At 40.4% G+C, this 18,356-nt stretch carries 14 protein-coding genes; 5 read left to right on the top strand and 9 right to left on the bottom strand.

Annotated elements, in window-relative coordinates; genetic code table 11:
- Positions 1–3 precede the first annotated feature (3 nt).
- The 3 genes from HWQ23_RS00565 to HWQ23_RS00555 all read left to right on the top strand — a co-directional run bounded on the left by HWQ23_RS00565 (position 4) and on the right by HWQ23_RS00555 (position 5,299).
- Positions 4–2,667 (top strand): M1 family metallopeptidase, encoded by a 2,664-nt coding sequence (locus tag HWQ23_RS00565; RefSeq protein ID WP_292822834.1) that lies wholly within the window; start codon positions 4–6, stop codon positions 2,665–2,667.
- A 503-nt stretch (positions 2,668–3,170) separates the two neighbouring features.
- Positions 3,171–4,895, top strand: coding sequence for an ABC1 kinase family protein (locus tag HWQ23_RS00560; protein ID WP_292822833.1), 1,725 nt, complete (start codon positions 3,171–3,173; stop codon positions 4,893–4,895).
- A gap of 29 nt (positions 4,896–4,924) precedes the next feature.
- On the top strand, positions 4,925–5,299 hold the full coding sequence (locus tag HWQ23_RS00555) for a hypothetical protein (protein WP_292822832.1): 375 nt from the start codon (positions 4,925–4,927) through the stop codon (positions 5,297–5,299).
- 79 nt (positions 5,300–5,378) lie between these two features.
- Here the strand turns inward: HWQ23_RS00555 and HWQ23_RS00550 are convergent, their stop codons facing one another.
- From HWQ23_RS00550 to HWQ23_RS00510, 9 genes are all read right to left on the bottom strand, one after another.
- Complete coding sequence (locus HWQ23_RS00550; RefSeq protein WP_292822831.1) at positions 5,379–6,407, bottom strand: Npun_R2821/Npun_R2822 family protein; 1,029 nt, start codon at positions 6,405–6,407, stop codon at positions 5,379–5,381.
- 16 nt (positions 6,408–6,423) lie between these two features.
- The gene (locus HWQ23_RS00545) at positions 6,424–7,314 is read right to left on the bottom strand and encodes an Npun_R2821/Npun_R2822 family protein (RefSeq protein ID WP_292822830.1); all 891 of its coding nucleotides are present in this window, start codon (positions 7,312–7,314) and stop codon (positions 6,424–6,426) included.
- A gap of 3 nt (positions 7,315–7,317) precedes the next feature.
- Positions 7,318–8,298, bottom strand: a complete 981-nt coding sequence (locus HWQ23_RS00540) for an Npun_R2821/Npun_R2822 family protein (RefSeq protein WP_292822829.1) — start codon at positions 8,296–8,298, stop codon at positions 7,318–7,320.
- Between the two features lie 3 nt (positions 8,299–8,301).
- Positions 8,302–9,261 carry a glycosyltransferase family 10 domain-containing protein gene (locus HWQ23_RS00535; RefSeq protein ID WP_292822828.1) on the bottom strand — a complete coding sequence of 320 codons (960 nt, stop codon included), beginning with the start codon at positions 9,259–9,261 and terminating at the stop codon, positions 8,302–8,304.
- Between the two features lie 45 nt (positions 9,262–9,306).
- Positions 9,307–10,524, bottom strand: a complete 1,218-nt coding sequence (locus HWQ23_RS00530; RefSeq protein ID WP_292822827.1) for a glycosyltransferase family 4 protein — start codon at positions 10,522–10,524, stop codon at positions 9,307–9,309.
- Positions 10,525–10,589: 65 nt separating this feature from the next.
- Positions 10,590–12,830, bottom strand: a complete 2,241-nt coding sequence (locus HWQ23_RS00525; protein WP_292822826.1) for an ATP-binding cassette domain-containing protein — start codon at positions 12,828–12,830, stop codon at positions 10,590–10,592.
- 172 nt (positions 12,831–13,002) lie between these two features.
- Positions 13,003–14,160 carry a glycosyltransferase family 4 protein gene (locus HWQ23_RS00520; RefSeq protein WP_292822825.1) on the bottom strand — a complete coding sequence of 386 codons (1,158 nt, stop codon included), beginning with the start codon at positions 14,158–14,160 and terminating at the stop codon, positions 13,003–13,005.
- A 12-nt stretch (positions 14,161–14,172) separates the two neighbouring features.
- Positions 14,173–15,216, bottom strand: coding sequence for a glycosyltransferase family 2 protein (locus tag HWQ23_RS00515; RefSeq protein ID WP_292822824.1), 1,044 nt, complete (start codon positions 15,214–15,216; stop codon positions 14,173–14,175).
- A gap of 75 nt (positions 15,217–15,291) precedes the next feature.
- Complete coding sequence (locus tag HWQ23_RS00510) at positions 15,292–16,299, bottom strand: hypothetical protein (protein ID WP_292822823.1); 1,008 nt, start codon at positions 16,297–16,299, stop codon at positions 15,292–15,294.
- A 378-nt stretch (positions 16,300–16,677) separates the two neighbouring features.
- Between HWQ23_RS00510 and gloB the strand changes: the two genes are divergently transcribed.
- Together gloB and rplI are read left to right on the top strand one after the other, a co-directional pair.
- Positions 16,678–17,451: a hydroxyacylglutathione hydrolase gene (gene gloB, locus HWQ23_RS00505; RefSeq protein WP_292822822.1), complete on the top strand. Its 774-nt coding sequence runs from the start codon at positions 16,678–16,680 to the stop codon at positions 17,449–17,451.
- A gap of 337 nt (positions 17,452–17,788) precedes the next feature.
- Positions 17,789–18,247: a 50S ribosomal protein L9 gene (gene rplI / locus HWQ23_RS00500; RefSeq protein WP_292822821.1), complete on the top strand. Its 459-nt coding sequence runs from the start codon at positions 17,789–17,791 to the stop codon at positions 18,245–18,247.
- The last annotated feature ends 109 nt before the right edge of the window (positions 18,248–18,356 follow it).

Here is an 18,356-nt window from a genome sequence, read left to right as displayed (position 1 = left end):
TCAATGTCGAAGTCTTATTTTGATACAGATAATAACGGACACAAGCCTTTTGAGTTACCGGGAGCAAGACCACACTACAACCCCGATCGCCCCGGACAGGTAGAGCATATTTTTCTCGATCTCAGCTTGGATATCCCCAAGCAAAGCTATCAGGGTACTTGTAGCATTCGCCTCTTGCCAATCTGTAATGGCATTGACCGTTTGGCTTTGGATGCTGTCAACCTGAATATCGAGTCTGTGCAGGTGGACGGGGCGCGAGAAAATTTTGACTATGACGGGGAACACCTTTCCATCCAACTTTCTCAGGCGACTCAGATTGGTAAAAGCTTGCTGATTGCGATCGCCTACTCGGTGGCAAAACCGCAACGCGGTATTTATTTTATTCAACCAGACAAGCACTACCCAAACAAGCCCACCCAAGTTTGGACTCAGGGAGAAGACGAAGACTCTCGCTTTTGGTTCCCCTGCTTTGACTATCCAGGACAACTGTCTACTTCGGAAATTCGCGTGCGTGTTCCCAACCCTCTTGTGGCGATTTCCAACGGCGAATTGATTGACACCACAGAAGATGGTGATTACAAAATCTTCCATTGGTCGCAGCAACAAGTTCATCCTACTTACTTGATGACTTTGGCAGTAGGTGATTTTGCTGAAATTGGGGACGAGTGGCAGGGTAAACCTGTTACCTACTACGTAGAAAAGGGACGGGAAGAAGATGCTAAACGCAGCATGGGCAAAACTCCCAAGATGATCGAATTTTTGAGCCAAAAGTATGGCTATCCCTATGCTTTCCCGAAATATGCCCAAGTTTGCGTCGATGACTTCATCTTTGGCGGGATGGAAAACACCTCCACAACCTTGTTAACAGATAGATGCTTGCTGGATGAACGCGCCGCCTTAGATAACCGCAACACCGAAAGTTTAGTCGTCCACGAACTCGCGCACCAATGGTTTGGTGATTTGGTGGTGATTAAGCATTGGTCTCATGCTTGGATTAAGGAAGGGATGGCTTCCTACTCTGAGGTGATGTGGACAGAAGAGGAATATAGTCCAGAAGAAGCAGCTTACTATCGTTTATTGCAAGCTCGTCGTTACTTCAGTGAAGATAGCAGCCGCTACCGCCGTCCAATGGTAACACATATTTACCGAGAAGCTATTGAACTTTACGATCGCCACATCTACGAAAAAGGGTCTTGTGTATATCACATGATTCGGGCCCAATTAGGAGATGAATTATTTTGGCAGGCAATTCAAACATTTATCCAAGATAATGCCCACAAAACTGTAGAAACAGTAGACTTACTTAGGGCGATTGAAAAAGCAACCGGACGTAATCTTTTGTTCCTCTTTGACCAATACGTTTATCGTGGTGGTCATCCCGATTTTAAAGTAGCTTACTCTTGGGATGGGGATGCTAATTTGGCAAAAATTACGGTAACTCAAACCCAAGCTGCTGAAGATAAAAATGGCAGTAAGGATTTGTTTGATCTAAAAATACCTATTGGTTTTGGCTATACGCAACAGTCAGAAGTCAGGAGTGAGGAGTTAGGAGTTAAAAATAATTCTAAACTCATAACTCCTAACTCACAACTAAAAACTTTTGTAGTGCGGGTGAATGAACGTGAACAAAGCTTCTACTTTCCCCTAGAAAATAAGCCCCAATTTATCAGCTTTGATGTGGGGAATAATTACCTGAAAACAGTAGCTTTGGAGTATCCACTAACAGAGTTAAAAGCACAATTGGAATTTGATCCCAATCCGATTTCGCGCATCTATGCAGCAGAAGCTTTGGCGAAAAAAGGCGGGTTAGAAGCTACGATTGCACTATCTGCGGCGCTCAAAAATGACCCATTGTGGGGTGTGCGTGTGGAAGTGGCAAAACAACTAGCCCAAATTAATTTAGACCAAACCTTTGATGGCTTAGTTCTTGGGTTAAAAGATAAAAATGCTTATGTGCGACGATCTGTAGTGGAAGCACTTGCTCAAATCAAAACTGCTGAAAGCTATAAAGTTGTAAGAAGGTTAGTGCAAAAGGGCGATCCCAGCTACTACGTGGAAGCAGCAGCTTCTCGTGCGATCGGGGTGATGTCTGCGACGGGCTTTGCCGGAGCATCTGCTAACTTGGAAGAAAAACCCAAGGAAGACAAGGTATTAAAGCTACTAAAATCCGTTTTAGAAGAAAAGGCGGGTTGGAATGAAGTTGTGCGGGGTGGTGCGATCGCCGGTTTAGCTGAATTCAAAACTTCCGAAGCAGCTTTAAATCTGCTGATCGAATACACCAAACTTGGTGTACCACAACCCCTACGTTTAGCCACAATTCGCGCTTTAGGAAAGATTTCTGTAGGTCAAAGTCCGGTTAATTTGGAACGGATTTTAGAAAAATTAACAGAACTAGCCAAAGAAACCTTCTTTTTAACGCAAGTGGCGGTAGCAGCAGCATTGGGAGAAATGGAAACACCCAAAGCAGTCGGGATTTTGCGATCGCTAGTTGACCAAACAGCCGATGGGCGTGTACGTCGCTATGCTGAAGAAGAAATTTCCAAGGTGCAAAAGAATATTGGTTCAGAAAAAACCCTGCGTCAATTGCGTGAAGATTTCGACCAACTTAAACAACAAAACCAAGAATTAAGAAGCCGTTTAGAAAACTTGGAGGCCAAATCTAAATAGCACTACATGATAGTTAAAACTAGCTAATTGGTAATTGGTAATTGTGGCAAAATCACTACCAATTACCAAAGCTGTACTTAACGCTGGATGTAATTTTTATGATAAATTTGCATAATATAATCAATCAAAAAGCTTCTAAATCTACACTCTCTGGCAAAAATTTATTTTTGATGTAGCTGATAGCAAACATGGTTACTGAGTGATCATATCCTGCTTAAATTTGCATATTAAATATTTATATTTACGTAAAGTATAATTAAGAAAAGATAAAATCATCGAAAACTGGGGTAATGAGTTGTAGTTTTATAAAGTATAATTAAGAATAAAGATAAATAAATCTAGGCAGTAAAATCAGCTAAAAACGCCTCGAACAGTATCCCCAAAGGGTAAAGTTCTAGTTGTTTTAGATAAAAGACTACCGCTATCCTAAACTTGCAACTAACTTGTGGCTTAGGAGAAAAACAATCATTGTAAATTTTTCAGTTGAAGAGGCAAATAAAGGCGTGGGTCAGTTTCAACCTACTCAGCTAAAACTCTATAATCCAGATGCGATCGCTCGCTACTATAGTTACCGTCCCTGGTTAGCCTGGGGGCGACTGCTGAAAATTATCTGGTCTTTTGCAGGATTTCTACTCAGTCTCAAGTGGGACGAATGGCTAGATCAAGTTGAGCAGAACAAGGGTAAACGAGCTATCCAGTTACGAGAACTGCTCACTGGACTGGGCCCGACTTTTATTAAAGTTGGTCAAGCCCTTTCCACCAGACCAGACCTGATACGCAAAGATTTTTTAGAAGAACTGATAAAGTTACAAGACCAGTTACCACCTTTCGATAATGCGATCGCTTACCAGATTATCGAAACTGAACTAGACCGCCCTATTCACGAAAGTTTTAGCGAACTGTCACCTAACCCCGTAGCTGCTGCTAGCTTGGGTCAAGTATACCGTGGTCGTCTAGTCAGTGGTGAAGAAGTCGCAGTAAAAGTGCAACGCCCCAACTTACACCCGGTAATCACACGCGACCTATATCTGATGCGTTGGGGAGCAGGTTGGCTAGCTCCTTGGTTGCCTTTAAATCTCGGTCACAACCTAACTTTGATTGTGGACGAGTTTGGCACAAAGCTATTTGAGGAAATTGACTATATTAATGAAGGCCGCAACGCCGAAAAATTTGCTATCAACTTCCGCAACGACCCGCAAGTAAAAGTTCCAGGCATTTACTGGCGTTACACCAATACCCACGTTTTAACCCTGGAATGGATTGATGGCTTCAAGCTGACAGACACTAAACGCATCCGCGAAGCAGGTTTAGACCCAGAAGGGATCATCCAAATTGGTGTCACCTCAGGATTGCAACAGCTGTTACAATACGGCTTCTTCCATGCTGACCCCCATCCCGGTAATTTGTTTGCGATGCCTGATGGACGTATGGCTTACATCGACTTCGGCATGATGGATCAGTTGGAGGAAACTACCAAAGAAGCGCTGGTGGATGCGCTAGTGCATTTGGTGAATAAAGACTATACCGACTTAGCCGAAGATTTTGTAAAATTGGGATTTCTGACTCCAGACACGAATATTTGCCCGATAGTGCCAGCATTAGAGGCAGTGCTAGGGAATGCTATTGGCAAAAATGTCAAGGATTTTAACTTCAAAACTATTACCGATGAATTCTCGGAACTGATGTATGAATATCCTTTCCGAGTCCCGGCGAAGTTTGCTTTGATTATTCGTTCCCTGGTGACTCAGGAAGGTATTGCCCTTAGCCTCAACCCGAATTTCAAAATTGTTGAAGTGGGTTATCCCTATATAGCACGGCGGCTGCTAACCGGGGAATCGCCGGAATTACGGCGGCGATTATTGAATGTGTTGTTCAAAGATGGTAAATTTCAGTGGCAACGGTTAGAGAATTTGATTGCGATCGCTCGTACCGATAGCAACTTTGATGTATTGCCCACAGCCCAGATGGGGTTCCAATATTTAATGTCGGAAGAAGGCAAGTTTCTGCGGCGGCAGATGGTGCTTGCTCTCACCGAAGATGACCGCCTCCATACTGAAGATGTCCAACGCCTGTGGAACCTGGTTAAAGATGACTTAAAACCGGATCGTTTATTAAATGTAGCGATCGGCATTTTAACAGAGTTATCCAGAGAGGGCGCAGCTGCTATCCTTCCAAAAGCTACATTCCTGGGGTCTTTTGCTGGCAACCAATCAACAAATAAAAAATAAAAAATCTTTAATATCAATTAGGAGTTTTTATGTACTATTTTCCTCTGCAACCGCCTTATTTCCTATTACTTGTTGGCTTTCTAACAGCATTAACATCTGGTTTGGCATTATCTGGCACTTTGAAAGTAATTGTGCAGAAATGGCCAAGCGAGCGCACAGAAAATACTAAGCCGCGCTCCTCACTTAAACAATTACTTGTACCATTTATCGGCATAACTGGCGGTACTTGTCTATTTCTGTCTTCAGGCTTAGAGATATTTGGCTTCCCATCCTCTTTAGCTTTAGGAGTCGGTCTACCAATTAGTCTGTTTACTTGTTTATTAGTTTGGTTGCAACTGGGAAGTATGATGACATTTATAGAACGCGAAGGAATGCAATCTTTAGATTTAGATTCTTTTTCTTAGATAGTAGGACGCCTCACCAACATACAAACCCCCGTTACAAAACTTAATCAGTAATTATTTTAAGTTTAATTTTGCTTAATTATTTAGTAATTCGATCCTTGAAATTACGATAGTTAAGCTTAATATTGTTGACTTTTTGATTTAAAAAACTTGTAGTAGTCTTTTGCAGACGCATTAGCGGATTCTGGCGCTTAAAGCTTTTGGGTCTTTGTTCTGGCGACTTTAAATACCTATAATGCAAAAACACATCTCGATATGGAATCTTAACATCTTCAGCAGCGCAAAGTTGAGTAAAGTTTGATGAACTTATACTCATATAGTGCAGATATGTCAGCCGCCGTCCTTGGTCGTAAAGGATATTATCTACAACATCAAATTTAGAAGCCCAATGGCAACCAGTCGCTGTATCGTGATGAGCGTAATTGTAGTAAGAAACTCCACTACGTAAAACTAAATAGTTGAGAACTGTTTGATCGGAATCTGCCCATGCCAGTGCATCAGCTTCACCTGCTTCTAAGTTTTCTAGTAGATTGGCTAAATTAGCATCGTCAAAAACTCCCTTTTTAGAAGCAAACCAACCAGAACAAAAAACGTGAGTGCTGATATTTTCTATCGGAAAAATCTTTTTTAGCTTATCTTCTGGCCAGTTGAAAATATAATTCAAATCGGATTTATATTGAAAGTCATTCGTAATCCAATCAGATTCATCCAACTTCTGATAAACATCATCGAGTGATTTCATCAACAGCGTATCTCCGTCAAAGAAGATAAACTTGTCAAATGGGCCATCTAGACAGCAAAGTTTTCGATGCCTTTCTATGCGATAATTATCTGGCAAACCATATTCTTGCCACAATTTTAACGCTCTTGGGTGAGCTTTCCAGATACGAGAGCCAAAGTTCTCCCAGTAGGCTATGGAATCATAATTTTCAAATAAAGTAACATTATCTCTAGATGCAATCTCTGCCTTTACTTTGTCTAACTGATCATTATATGGAATTACACAAACAGGAATTTCTCTACCAGCATTAGCTTCTATACTATTGAGTAACGCCACTAATTGGTCATAGACAACATCATTCGCTAAGATGTAAATGCCATCGCTCATTGGGATACTCCTAATATTAAGTACGGGCAGCAACAAAGGGAAATAAACGGCGAGTCAATTTGGAAATGAAAGCGAATTTACCCTCATGGAGATAGCGATAGTGTTCCCACAATTGCCAATAGGGACTACCAGTTTTCATCCGCGTACCAGCCCAGTGGAGATATTTTAGTCGTTGTCCTCGGTCATACAGGGCATAATCTTGCTGTTGAAAATTTTGCGAACCCGCCCAACTACCAGGCCCTCCCCCAGGAATTTTGACAAGATTACCACGTTTGGAAATTAATTTTAGCACTAGATAATTTAATATTGGTTGGTCTGTAACTCCTTCAGAAAAATCAAAATATTCTCGATGCGCTGCACACTCGCGCAAAGCTTCATCCATTTGTTGTTCGGTAATAACTCCTTTTCTCGAAGCCCAAAAGCCACTGTTGAAAACGTCTTCAAGTTGGAGTTCAGAAAAAATTTGCTGCTCTTTCACAAATGGGGAAAAGATATTTCGCAGCTTGTCATTAGCATGATGGTAATCACAACAGAAGAAATCTACTTCTGAAAGTTTGTCTAAATTGTCGGCGATTTTTTCAAAAACGACAATATCCGTATCTATATAAATAAATTCATCTAAAGGGCCAAACCACGCCACCAGTTTACGCATTTTGTTGGGTAAGGCGAGGAAATCTCGATCAAAAATTTCTCCGATGCGTTTGGTAAAAGTATCAATAAGTTCTAAATCTGGGAAGATTTGGACGTTGTGTAACGTAGCAAGCTGTTCTGCTACTTTGTGATAACTTTCATTAAAAGGTATGAGATAAACAGTCACTTCTGGGTCATAGTAACGAATGCTATTGAGTAAAGCGATCGCATTATCAATAACACGATCATTGGCAACAATATAAATGCCCCGACTCATAAATTATCCTTGGTTAATTAACTTAAATTTTCGCAAAGCTCTTGTAAGTAAATTCGGTGCTGGAGCGTCATTATAACTCTTAGGAGGATTTTTAAAGACTGGACGCTTCTCTGGCTCGTGTAAATAACGATAGTAGAGAAATAAATCTCGATAGGGAAACTCAATATTTTCTCCAGCACAGACTGCTTGATTGATATTAGGAGGAACCCCAATGTAATGAAGATAAGTTAGTCGATTACCTTTGTCATAAAGAAGATGTTCTCGTTCCTCGAAATGCTTAGATGTGGCAGAACATCCTGTTGCTTCATTATCTGGCAGTTGTTGAGCAAAGTTATAAATCGAAAGATTAGACCTCATTACCATGTAGTTAATCAGTGGTTGTTCGCCAGCACCACTATACAAAATTTCCGCCTCACCATTTTGTAAATGGGATATCAGCCGTTCTCTTTGTTCTGAGTTAAATATTCCCTGTTTTGCGCCATAAAAGCCTGAGCAAAATATTTCGGAATCAATGCGTTTTTGCTCGAAAACTTCTAGTAATTTTGGAGAATTAACATTATATATTTTACTAACGTCTTTAAATTGGAAATCATAGACAACAAAATCATAACTATCTAGCTTTTCAAACACTGTCGCTAGTGAGTTCATCACCAAAGTGTCTGCATCTAAATAGATAAACTTATCGAATGGGCCATCAAAAGCGCAAAAACGACGGTGAGCGCCATAAAGACGGGATTTACTGCGATTCAATCTTTCTGGCGCTGCTGTGAGCATAAATTGATCCCAGCGATTGATTGATTCTTGATCATCGTAAATAAATACATTAGGGCGTTTAGCTATTTCATCAGCAATTCGCTGTGTCTGATCATCGAAAGGATAGATACAAACAGGAGTTTCTAAACCCAAGATAACATCAATACTGTTGAGCAAAGCCACCAGTTGATCGAAAACATAATCATTGCCAAGGGTACAAATACCATTCATAATTTATGAGTGTTGAGCAACAAAGTTTGACAACCAGTTAAGCAGGTTTAATTTGCGTAAAATGATTTGACGTGCTTCTGCGATCGCATCTCTAGCAGCATACCAAGCATCAGGTGTAGCTGTCACTTCTTGGATGTAAGCAATGCCTTTTTCATCCAAACTGGGCAACCGCAAAAAACTACCGGGTGGCAATAATTTATCAGCAGCAGGCCCACCATAATAAATTGGCAGACACCATGCCAGCAAAGAATCCCACAATTTTTCACTTACATACCAACTATTTTCTGCATAGTTTTCAATTGCCAGATTGTAGTAGTATGGTGCCATTCCATGCCATTTATGACCAAGTTCTCCTTTTGTTGGCGACCATGCAGGTAAGTCACGCCCATATAAATCGAACTTAGTCTCGCTGGCTTGCAATGATTTCAAAAAGTCTAAGCGCTGGCGATGGTTAGCTGTCCGGCTAATTCCCGAAGTTATCCAACTGCATGGGGCAATTTTTTCCGGCACTGGCATTTCATTTAAATCCTCAAATGATTTGGCATGATACCAAATAGCAGGCATATAATCGGGATTGGGCGCAAAGTCATCGGGGCCGGAAACATGACCACAATACTTTTGAGCTTCCTGATAATTCCGCTTACTTATTTCTACAATTTCATCTAAGGGCGGTTCGCGGAGAAAATAAATAATCCGCTCTTTCGGTACACCACATAATAGAGATTCTATATTTATTTCTGGTTTTTGTTGTCGTTTACGAACAATATCTAACCAGGATGGTTGTGGGGATGGTTGGGGAAAATCAAATTGATATAGCAACAGAAAGTCTGGCTTTTCGGCTATTTTCAACATTTGGATGTTGTCCCAAACACCAAAGTGGTGCGGGGTTTGTTGCCATAACCAATCTCTGGTTTTAGCAAGACCTGAATAGCTGCTAATCATCCCAACAGTTTTGATAGTCATAAATCGAATATATTCGTAGTTAGTTTTCAGTTAATTTTTGTATCGTTACCCCAGAATTGGTGGGCGCTGATCTTCTTCTACGTAGCTTAATATTTTAGTAATTCTATTCTCCCAAGAAAATTGCTGGGCAAAATCTATACTAGCTGCATAACCCTCTATTTTTCTGGGATAGGTTTCTAAAGTATGTTGAATAGATTGGGCAAGTTTATGCGGGTTATCTGGTGTACACCAACTGGCAATTAAAGGTGATGTCTTGAATTCCATTAAAGGTGGAATCTCAGTCGCAACTATAGGAGTACCAGCAGCCATGTACTGAAAAAACTTAACTGGATTCGTGAAATCTGCTGATTTTCCCGCGCAGTGAGGATGAACTAAAATATCAGCTGCTTGAAACAAGCTGACTAATCGTTCCCGTGGAAGTATCCAGCCTAAGAATTTCAGGTTTTCTACATTTTTATCTCTGGCTAGTTGTTGATAAGATTGTACTTGTGCTTCTGTACCACCTGTGATCACAAACTGAATTTCTGGCAATTCTTTAGCAGAATCAATTAACAGATCAACCCCTTTGAAAGGATACAAAGCGCCGGAATAGACAACTAAATGCTTACGTCCATTTATGAGCAATTCTTGACGCCATGTTTCGGCGAGTTGGGGCTGTCTGACTGAAAATGATTGATTGAATCCGTTATGTAGCCAAACGACTTTTTCAGATGGTATTCCATATTCTATTAAGCTTTGCCGGATCGGTTCTGACTGAGTTATGGCTATTTTAAAATAGGGACTGTGGACAATTTCTGGCTCAAATTTTTGGTCTGGAAAGTAGTGACGTTCATAAATAGTAGGAATTTTATTTTTGATTGCAGCTTTGACAAAATTCCAATCCCGCGTGTGGACAACTTTCGTATTCGGTAGGATATGAACCGGTAAATAATATTTGGTTACTACTGTACTGGAGTTAGTAAATTTGCCGCCTATTTTATCAATAGGCCAAGGCATTGGTAATGGAGCAATTTTGAGCTTTTCTTGAACATCGTAAAATTCTATAAATTCTCTGCCGGGTCTTTTGGGTTGATAAGGATAAATTAACGATAGGAGATTAACAGAAGAATTTTTTTTATCTGGGTAGATTAAAACTGAGGAGTAGCCTAAGTTAGCTGCTGCGTTGGCACAAAGAACATCATGAATTTCGTGTGCTGTGTCCGGTTGTAGTGATAACTCTCCGGTGTAAAAAATATATTGATTTTTTTTTAAAGAATTTATCATTATTTTGGATGATCGGTTTTTCAAGATTTTGGTAATAATACTTTTGTTAATTGCAATAACTAAAATTAAACTCTATTTTCGAGAAGCTTTAATATATCTAGTAGGGAAATAGCAGAGTCATAAGATTCTGCAATTAATCGATTTTGTTTTTGGGGTTCGGATTCTAATTTATCGGCTAGCAAGCGCAGAGAGCTAAGGAGGGGATAGAGACGTGTCCGAAACTCATCCGAGATATGACTAAAGTTTTGATACTGCTTATTTCCATTTTGATTTTGATCTATATCTGACGATATCTCCCAGTTACTTTTCAGGTTAATCACATCGTCGAAGACATCAATGGCGTTGAGAACTCTTAAGGCTGAATTGTATGATTCCTCAATTAATTCTTGCCGCTCCTGGGAATTGTCTACCAGATCATCAACTAATAGTCCGAGGAAACCAATCATTGAGTTAAGCCTTGTCCGCAGTTCGTGAGAAACTCGGTTAAAGCTGGGATTAGTTTTGGTGGAAATTTCCGGCTGATTAGTAAATTGCATTGAGTAGAGGCGTGAGTAGTAACTACCTTTTTGTAAAAGTTCTTGATGGGTGCCGATTTCTACTACACTTCCTTGGTCTAAGACGGCGATTTGATCGGCTTTTTGGACTGTGGAAAGGCGGTGAGCGATTACTAGGGTGGTGCGATCGCGACTCAAATCATCAAGTGCAGCTTGTACTAAGCGTTCGGAAACGGTATCTAAAGCGCTGGTGGCTTCATCTAAAATCAAAATTTCGGGATTTTGGAGTAGTGCGCGGGCGATCGCTAATCTTTGTCTTTGTCCACCAGATAACATCACGCCGCGATCGCCAACCTGCGTATCAAATCCCTGGGGTAATTTGCTAATAAACTCATAGGCGTTTGCTCGCTTTGCGGCTGTGAGAATTTCGTCATCACTAGCCTCTGGTCGTCCATAAGCAATATTCTTCCCCACCGAATCATTAAACAGAAACGTATCTTGACTGACAATTCCCATTGCCTTCCGCACCGATTTCAAATCGAAATCTCGCAAATCTATTCCGTCTAGGGTAATACAGCCAGATGTGGGGTCATAAAATCTCGGTAAGAGGTCTGCCATTGTTGATTTACCAGCACCAGAACTACCCACCAAAGCCAGAGTAGTACCGCGTGGTAAATATAAATTTACGTCTTGAAGTACTATATTTTGATGATTAGGGTAGGAAAAACACAGATGCTTAAAATGTACTCCCTCTGTTAATTTCTCATAAGGAATCATCCCGCTACTCATGAACGGCTTATTATCTTGTCGTAAAAAATCAGCAACAATATCCACGCTAGAAGCAGTATTAGCAAAGCTACTCCGAAGAGTATTTAACTGAGAAATAAACGGGAGCAGTCGCAATAGCAACAATAAATATGTAATCAAAACGGCTGAGACAGAACTAAGCTCGTTGGCAAATAAGGTGCGACCCAAAAAGACAATCGCTATTAAGGCGATAATGCCCGTCACCTCGCTAACTGGTGTAATCGCCTCAGAATTCACCTGCGACTGAAAATCTGCTTTTTCTCGGTCACGAATTAGCTTTTGAATCCGTTTATATTCTCTGTCTTCATTTCCAGTTGCCTTTACTAGGCGAATTCCATTTAGCATTTCTAACACAGAGATGGAATAAGCTTTCGACATCTCCGAAAGCTGGGCACCGAAATCTCTTGAGCGGTAAATTGCATACTGGTTTACGAACGTCACCAAAGTTAGCAACATTGTAGTGGCGATCGTCAACTGCCAGGAGATTGACAGCAACAAAGCCACAAAAACTAAAATCGTAATTGCCAGGATGATTAACCGGATGACACCGCCTATAGCACTAGCAGCACGACTAATTTCTCCCCCAAGGCTGTTGATTAGATCACCAACTTTCATTTTGCTGTAATAATCTATGTCAATATCTAGTAATAACTTCAACCCGGCTTCTCGCATATCGGATGTCAAGGTTCGCGTTAAAGAACTCGACACCAAAGTACCGACATAGCCAGCTAAATTTTTTAAAACAATTGTAAATATGATTGAGCCAGCCATCACCACTAGGCGGTAACTTTCGGGAACCTGATCAAAGGGAGAGATAATAGCTTTAATAATTGGCGGAGCACCTGTTAAATCCACAGGTTGACCGACTATTTGAAGAATTACTGGCACAATCAGTGTCGTACCCACACCGTTAAATAAAGCGCTAGAAAATCCGAATAAGATTGTAAAAAATATCCTAGCTGGATAAGGTTTAGCAAATTTTACTAGTAGTTTGCTGTTAGACATTGGGGATTTAGATTATAAATTTCTAATTTGATCGCGGCAAGAAAAAAATGTTATACATAAAACTTCTGTCAATCCAGAGCTATTCTTACATGATAGATATACTATGCCTGTTACGATATTTTCAATTGAGTTAAATCTAGATTAATCATAGATTTATAACCATGCACCATTCTCACAAACGGGAAATTAACTCAGATAAGGTAGATGCCATAGCTTCTAAGCTATACTTTTCCAAACATCTTTCTCTAGCCTTTCTACCTCGCTCCTTTGCTTGTTCTACATCGGCAAATATTAGTTGAATTTGTGCAGCAATTTGTTGGGGAGAACTAGGATCAACTAAATAACCAGTTTCTGCTAAAATTTCGGGAATATCTCCAACTCGTGTGGATAACACAGGTTTACCCATTGCCATTCCATCTGTTAACTTCAGAGGAAATTGGGCACGAGCAATTACGCTATCTCGCTGAGGAACAACTACAACGTGAGCAGCTGCTACAACCTCAGGCATAACCTCTACAGGACATTTTGGCAACTTGATAATCCAGCGTCCCCATTTTTGAATCAACTGCTGATCATAATCATCGTAAGGGCTGCCTCCCACAATTACCAATTTTAAATCTTGCTGATTCAACTGATCTAACGCTATTAAGACATCTTCAACCCCCTTGTGAGGTCTTGGCGCACCAGGAAACATGAGAACTCGATACTTTGTCAAACCATAACGCTCTCTGCTGACCTCTGGGTTATATTTCTCAGGGTCAAACATGGCGGTATCTTTGCCATTAGGCAAATAAACACCCCCAAAGCGGTCTTGAAGAAACTGAGTATCTATCGTAATCCCATTAGCACGAGATACTAAACTTTCCATCCACTGGAGATAAAGTGGATGATCTGGAAATCTCAATGCACCATTTTTTTTTAAAATGTCCCTGCCAAATTGCTTAAGACTGGGGCGATACTTCCATTCAAAACCTCCATGCCAGCTAAGTTCCCAGTCATCCATATCTAAAAGCAAAGGACGACGACTAGCTAATTTATGCAGTAGAGACAGACCAAAACTTGTCGGTTTAGGTTTGACTGCATAAATAATGTCGCCATCTAGTTTTTGCCAAAGTTTTTTAGCTGAAGTAAAAAACTCAGGATAGTTTCTACCATCAATAGCAACTACTGGTATCCCTACTGGAGGAATAGCATATAATTCCTGCCCAAATAAAAATCCGACAATCTCAACTTCATAACCGATTTTTTTTAGAACTTGAGCTAGTAAAAATGCTCTAACTGAGCCTCCACCAGACAAGTCACTCACAACTAACGAAACTTTTCCTTTCATATATTAGTTGCTTTAGTCAGTATTGATATAACTGCTTTTGGGCTTTTTGAACAAGTTGATGATCTGGGAAAAAATCGAGATAATTTTTTGCGATCGCGGGCCTCGATAGTTTTCATATAATACAAAGCTGGGAATAATTAGCCGAGTTTGATAAATTAGCTTGAGTAAATAACTATGATTAATCTTGATTTTTTTATTTAATAAGTACAAAGGAGGAGAAAACATTTTAATTAGCCGAGCAAAATTATCTTCCTCTTTTTCTCTAATTGCTTCTTTAAGCAAAAAATCTATACCTACTTGGCATAAAGGGATTAAATCATCATGCTTACTGCACACTGTCTCGTATAACAAAATGTAATAAGCTTTCATATAAGACCAGTTATTAGTTCTATTAGACTGATGTTTCGTATAATATGCTCCGATCATCGGTGTGTAGACAAAATTAACATTGGCAATTAAAAGGTCTATTGTAAAATCTCTATCTTGCAGAGCTTTTAGGCGCTCATCAAATATTTTTTTCTCCTGCACATCTTTACTCATCAATAGACATTGCTGAAGTAAGGGAAATGGAGAATCAGCTAGAAAATCAGGGATGAGTAATCGCTCAATTAATTGCTCTGGTGATAAAGAACCAACTATATTTTCCTCTCTGTTGATAATTTGCTGTTCTTTGTCTATAAATACCCGTTCATAATCTGTATAAAAAACAGTATTTTCTTGAACATCCAAGGCACTTAAATGATCTAATTGAAATTTAATTTTATCTTCGTGAATCCAATCATCTCCATCTAGAAACTGAATCCACTTCCCTTGTGCCTTTTTAAACCCAAAATTCCGACTTGAGGATACTCCGCCATTTTCTTTATAGAAGTAGCTGACTCTTGAATCTAGACTGATCAATTGTTGAGCAACTTCTTGTGTATTATCAGTAGAGCCATCATCTACCATAATACATTCAAGGTCAGTAAATGTTTGTGATAGTACGCTTTTAACTGAGCGCTCTAGGTAGCTAGCTTGATTAAAACAGGTAACAACGATTGAAACAAGGGGAGTCATTGATTAAACATTCTTCTTGGTGAAAAGGTATAGTTTAGAATTCACGCCGGAGAAAATTAAGTATTAGCAAATCAACTAAGTTGGTATTTTGATTGAGATATTGGCACGCTGCAAGTAATATTTGAGAAGTGCTGTATAGATACGGTCTCTTGATGGCAATGCATACTTTTTCTCAGGTTCACTGTCATGTGAACCCCAGATGACTGGGAAAGGATTTGGTTCCCAGACAATGAGGTTTTTCTGTTCGTCATAGCTGTAATCAAAAGCCATAAAATCAAAACCTAATGCTTTGCGTGCCTGCTGCAAAAGATGATGATTCGGGTCTTCTCCACTGAAATAAGCAATATCCTCTGCTATTATTGATTCATTAATTACGCGATTATCGTTGTCGCGTACTTCCCAAGATTTGGAAACCATTAAAGGGCCAGGGACACCTTCATCTCCCATAGCGAAGTAGCGATACTTACGATACAGACCATCTTCTCCCCTAACATCCAAAAATTCTACTGCAATGGGGGCAAGCATCTTTTCAAAAGGGATGTTTTCCAACTCATCAAGATTTTGGACGAAAAAGATTTGGCAGCCATGCACCCAGTCTTCACGAATAAAGAAGGGAGTTGACAATCCTCCTTGTGTCTTTTTGAAAGCTTCTAAATCAGTAATCGGCACTGTTTTGGCGGTGCGAATGCCCTCTACGTTACCAATGCGCTGTGCTGCCAGTGATTTAATTGAATTTGAGAGGTTATCAATGGGATTAACAATGGGAATGTTGCGTTTTTTACATTCTGCTTCTATTAGCTGGGCATATTGATAAATATGCGGAAATCTTTCTTTGAGGGGATCTTGTAGCCAAGGTATCAATAGTGCATAGCGATCCCAGTCATTTATCTCACAAGGGAGATAATGGAGTTCAAACAGATGTAGTGCCTCAGGTACATTTTTACTGACCCAATAAAGAAAGTAGTCATTGTATGTAGACTGGTGATCTGCCTGTCGCAAAACAAGGATGCGCTTGGGATATCGGACGTTGTTCACAGCATCCCGGATTGCTGAAATTACCTGTTGCCGAAATTCTTTGTACATAGAGGATTTGTGACGTTAATATAGTGCTGGATGAAATTTCGATCAGATGTGGGATATTCGGCGCTAAAAATCTTAGTTGATTTTTATTGACAAAACTTTCTCATTGTTATTATTCGATAAATAAGGTATTGATAGACTAGGAAATGGTTTTAATATAGGCGATCTCTTACTTTTGAAGTTTTTCAGGTCAACGATGAATCAGCCTTTAATTTGTGAGCAATTATGGGAAAGGGTATATTTTTAGTTAACCCTAGATATCAAGTTTCAATAAAAGCCTAAATAAAGCTAACGCCATATTGGCTAGTTCGTCTACCGAAATTTTACATATAAATGATATTTTTTGATACAAAATATCTACTCATAAGAAAGGCAAAGGTAATGCAGGTAATCCGTCTTGAGGCACTCTCAGACAACTATATATTTTTACTGTACGATACACAACATGGTATCGCTGCTGTTGTCGATCCAGCGGAGTCTCAACCAGTATTAGAGAAACTGGCAGAATTAAAAGCTGAGTTGGTAGCAATTTTCAACACGCACCACCATAACGATCATGTGGGTGGTAATAAGCAGTTAATAGGAGAATTCCCGCAACTGATAGTTTACGGAGGTGCCGAGGATCGTGGTAGAATTCCGGGACAGCAAGTGTTTTTGCAAGAAGGCGATCGCGTCCAGTTTGCAGACCGGATAGCTGAAGTTTTCTTCGTTCCTGGCCATACCCGCGCTCACATCGTTTACTACTTCCCCCCCGAAAAAGCTGGTGAGACAGGCGATTTATTTTGCGGCGATACCTTATTTTCTGGCGGTTGTGGTCGCTTGTTTGAAGGAACACCGACCCAGATGGTAGATTCTTTAAGCAAACTGCGATCGCTACCCGATGATACACGCGTTTGGTGCGCCCACGAATACACCTTAAAAAATCTGCAATTTGCTTTAACTGTGGATGGCGACAACGCCGACTTACAAAGGCGCTTCAATGAAGTGAAGGCTTACCGTAGTCGAGGAGAAGCTACCATACCCTCACTGCTGGGAGTGGAGAAGCGAATCAATCCCTTTTTACGTTGGGATCAGCCATCATTACAATTAACTCTTAAGAGTAGCGATGCAGTGCAAACCTTTGCGCGGATACGGGAAATGAGAAATAACTTTTAGCATTGGGCATAGGAAAAGAGGAGGTAGGAGTTTTTGAATTTTGAATTGATTTCTCCCCACTCCCCCATTCCTGGAATTTTCTAGCGCTAATAGTTGCGATCGCACCCTTCCTTTCGCTAGGATCTGTAAGCTTTAGGCTATGGGCAAAGCTACTTGGGGCAATACACTCATTTCAGGAGTTCTAAGTTCTGAAGAAACACTCGTTATTCAGGACTCTTTACTCAGTAGGGGCTAAACCCTAGCTATCCGCTAACAGCACTCACCACTCAGCACTGTTTTGGTGAGCTATGCTGCCCAAACCCAAATTAATCATATTTTACAGGAAAAACGAAAAACGATGGCGAAACGCGTGCAGTTAGTTTTAAATCAGGATATCAGCAAGCTGGGAAAATCTGGCGACTTAGTGGAAGTAGCTCCTGGCTACGCTCGTAATTATCTGATTCCCCAGAAATTGGCAACCAATGCCACTCCTGGTATTCTCAAGCAAGTAGAACGCCGTCGTGAGCAAGAGCGTCAACGGCAATTAGAACTCAGACAACAAGCTCTTGAGCAAAAAGAATCTTTAGAAAAAGTTGGCAGCTTGACAATTGCCAAGCAAGTTGGTGAAAACGAAGCAATTTTCGGTACTATCACCACCCAAGATGTTGTAGATGCAATTAAGGCAGCTACCGGTCAAGAAATCGATCGGCGTGGCATTACCATCCCCGATATTAACCACCTTGGTGCTTATAAAGCCGAAATTAAGCTGCATTCTGAAGTAGCGGCGCAAGTCGATATTCAAGTAGTCGCTAGCTAAAAGACAGCAGGGGGAGCATAGGAAGCAGGGATAGGAGTAAATAAAAACTCCAAACTCTTGTACAGACGCGATTAATCGCGTCTCTAGCAAAATCTCAAAACTAAAATCG

The sequence above is a fragment of the Nostoc sp. JL33 genome (genome assembly GCF_017114985.1).
In the GTDB taxonomy this organism is placed as follows: domain Bacteria; phylum Cyanobacteriota; class Cyanobacteriia; order Cyanobacteriales; family Nostocaceae; genus Nostoc.
This window is presented reverse-complemented; position numbering and strand designations above follow the sequence as displayed.

What these genes read in the sequence shown, in the direction of transcription:
- HWQ23_RS00565 (WP_292822834.1), top strand. Translation starts at nt 4, where the DNA reads ATGTCGAAGTCTTATTTTGATACAGATAATAACGGACACAAGCCTTTT.
- HWQ23_RS00555 (WP_292822832.1), top strand. Translation starts at nt 4,925, where the DNA reads ATGTACTATTTTCCTCTGCAACCGCCTTATTTCCTATTACTTGTTGGC.
- HWQ23_RS00550 (WP_292822831.1), bottom strand. Translation starts at nt 6,407, where the DNA reads ATGAGCGATGGCATTTACATCTTAGCGAATGATGTTGTCTATGACCAA.
- HWQ23_RS00545 (WP_292822830.1), bottom strand. Translation starts at nt 7,314, where the DNA reads ATGAGTCGGGGCATTTATATTGTTGCCAATGATCGTGTTATTGATAAT.
- HWQ23_RS00540 (WP_292822829.1), bottom strand. Translation starts at nt 8,298, where the DNA reads ATGAATGGTATTTGTACCCTTGGCAATGATTATGTTTTCGATCAACTG.
- HWQ23_RS00535 (WP_292822828.1), bottom strand. Translation starts at nt 9,261, where the DNA reads ATGACTATCAAAACTGTTGGGATGATTAGCAGCTATTCAGGTCTTGCT.
- HWQ23_RS00530 (WP_292822827.1), bottom strand. Translation starts at nt 10,524, where the DNA reads ATGATAAATTCTTTAAAAAAAAATCAATATATTTTTTACACCGGAGAG.
- HWQ23_RS00525 (WP_292822826.1), bottom strand. Translation starts at nt 12,830, where the DNA reads ATGTCTAACAGCAAACTACTAGTAAAATTTGCTAAACCTTATCCAGCT.
- HWQ23_RS00520 (WP_292822825.1), bottom strand. Translation starts at nt 14,160, where the DNA reads ATGAAAGGAAAAGTTTCGTTAGTTGTGAGTGACTTGTCTGGTGGAGGC.
- HWQ23_RS00515 (WP_292822824.1), bottom strand. Translation starts at nt 15,216, where the DNA reads ATGACTCCCCTTGTTTCAATCGTTGTTACCTGTTTTAATCAAGCTAGC.
- HWQ23_RS00510 (WP_292822823.1), bottom strand. Translation starts at nt 16,299, where the DNA reads ATGTACAAAGAATTTCGGCAACAGGTAATTTCAGCAATCCGGGATGCT.
- gloB (WP_292822822.1), top strand. Translation starts at nt 16,678, where the DNA reads ATGCAGGTAATCCGTCTTGAGGCACTCTCAGACAACTATATATTTTTA.
- rplI (WP_292822821.1), top strand. Translation starts at nt 17,789, where the DNA reads ATGGCGAAACGCGTGCAGTTAGTTTTAAATCAGGATATCAGCAAGCTG.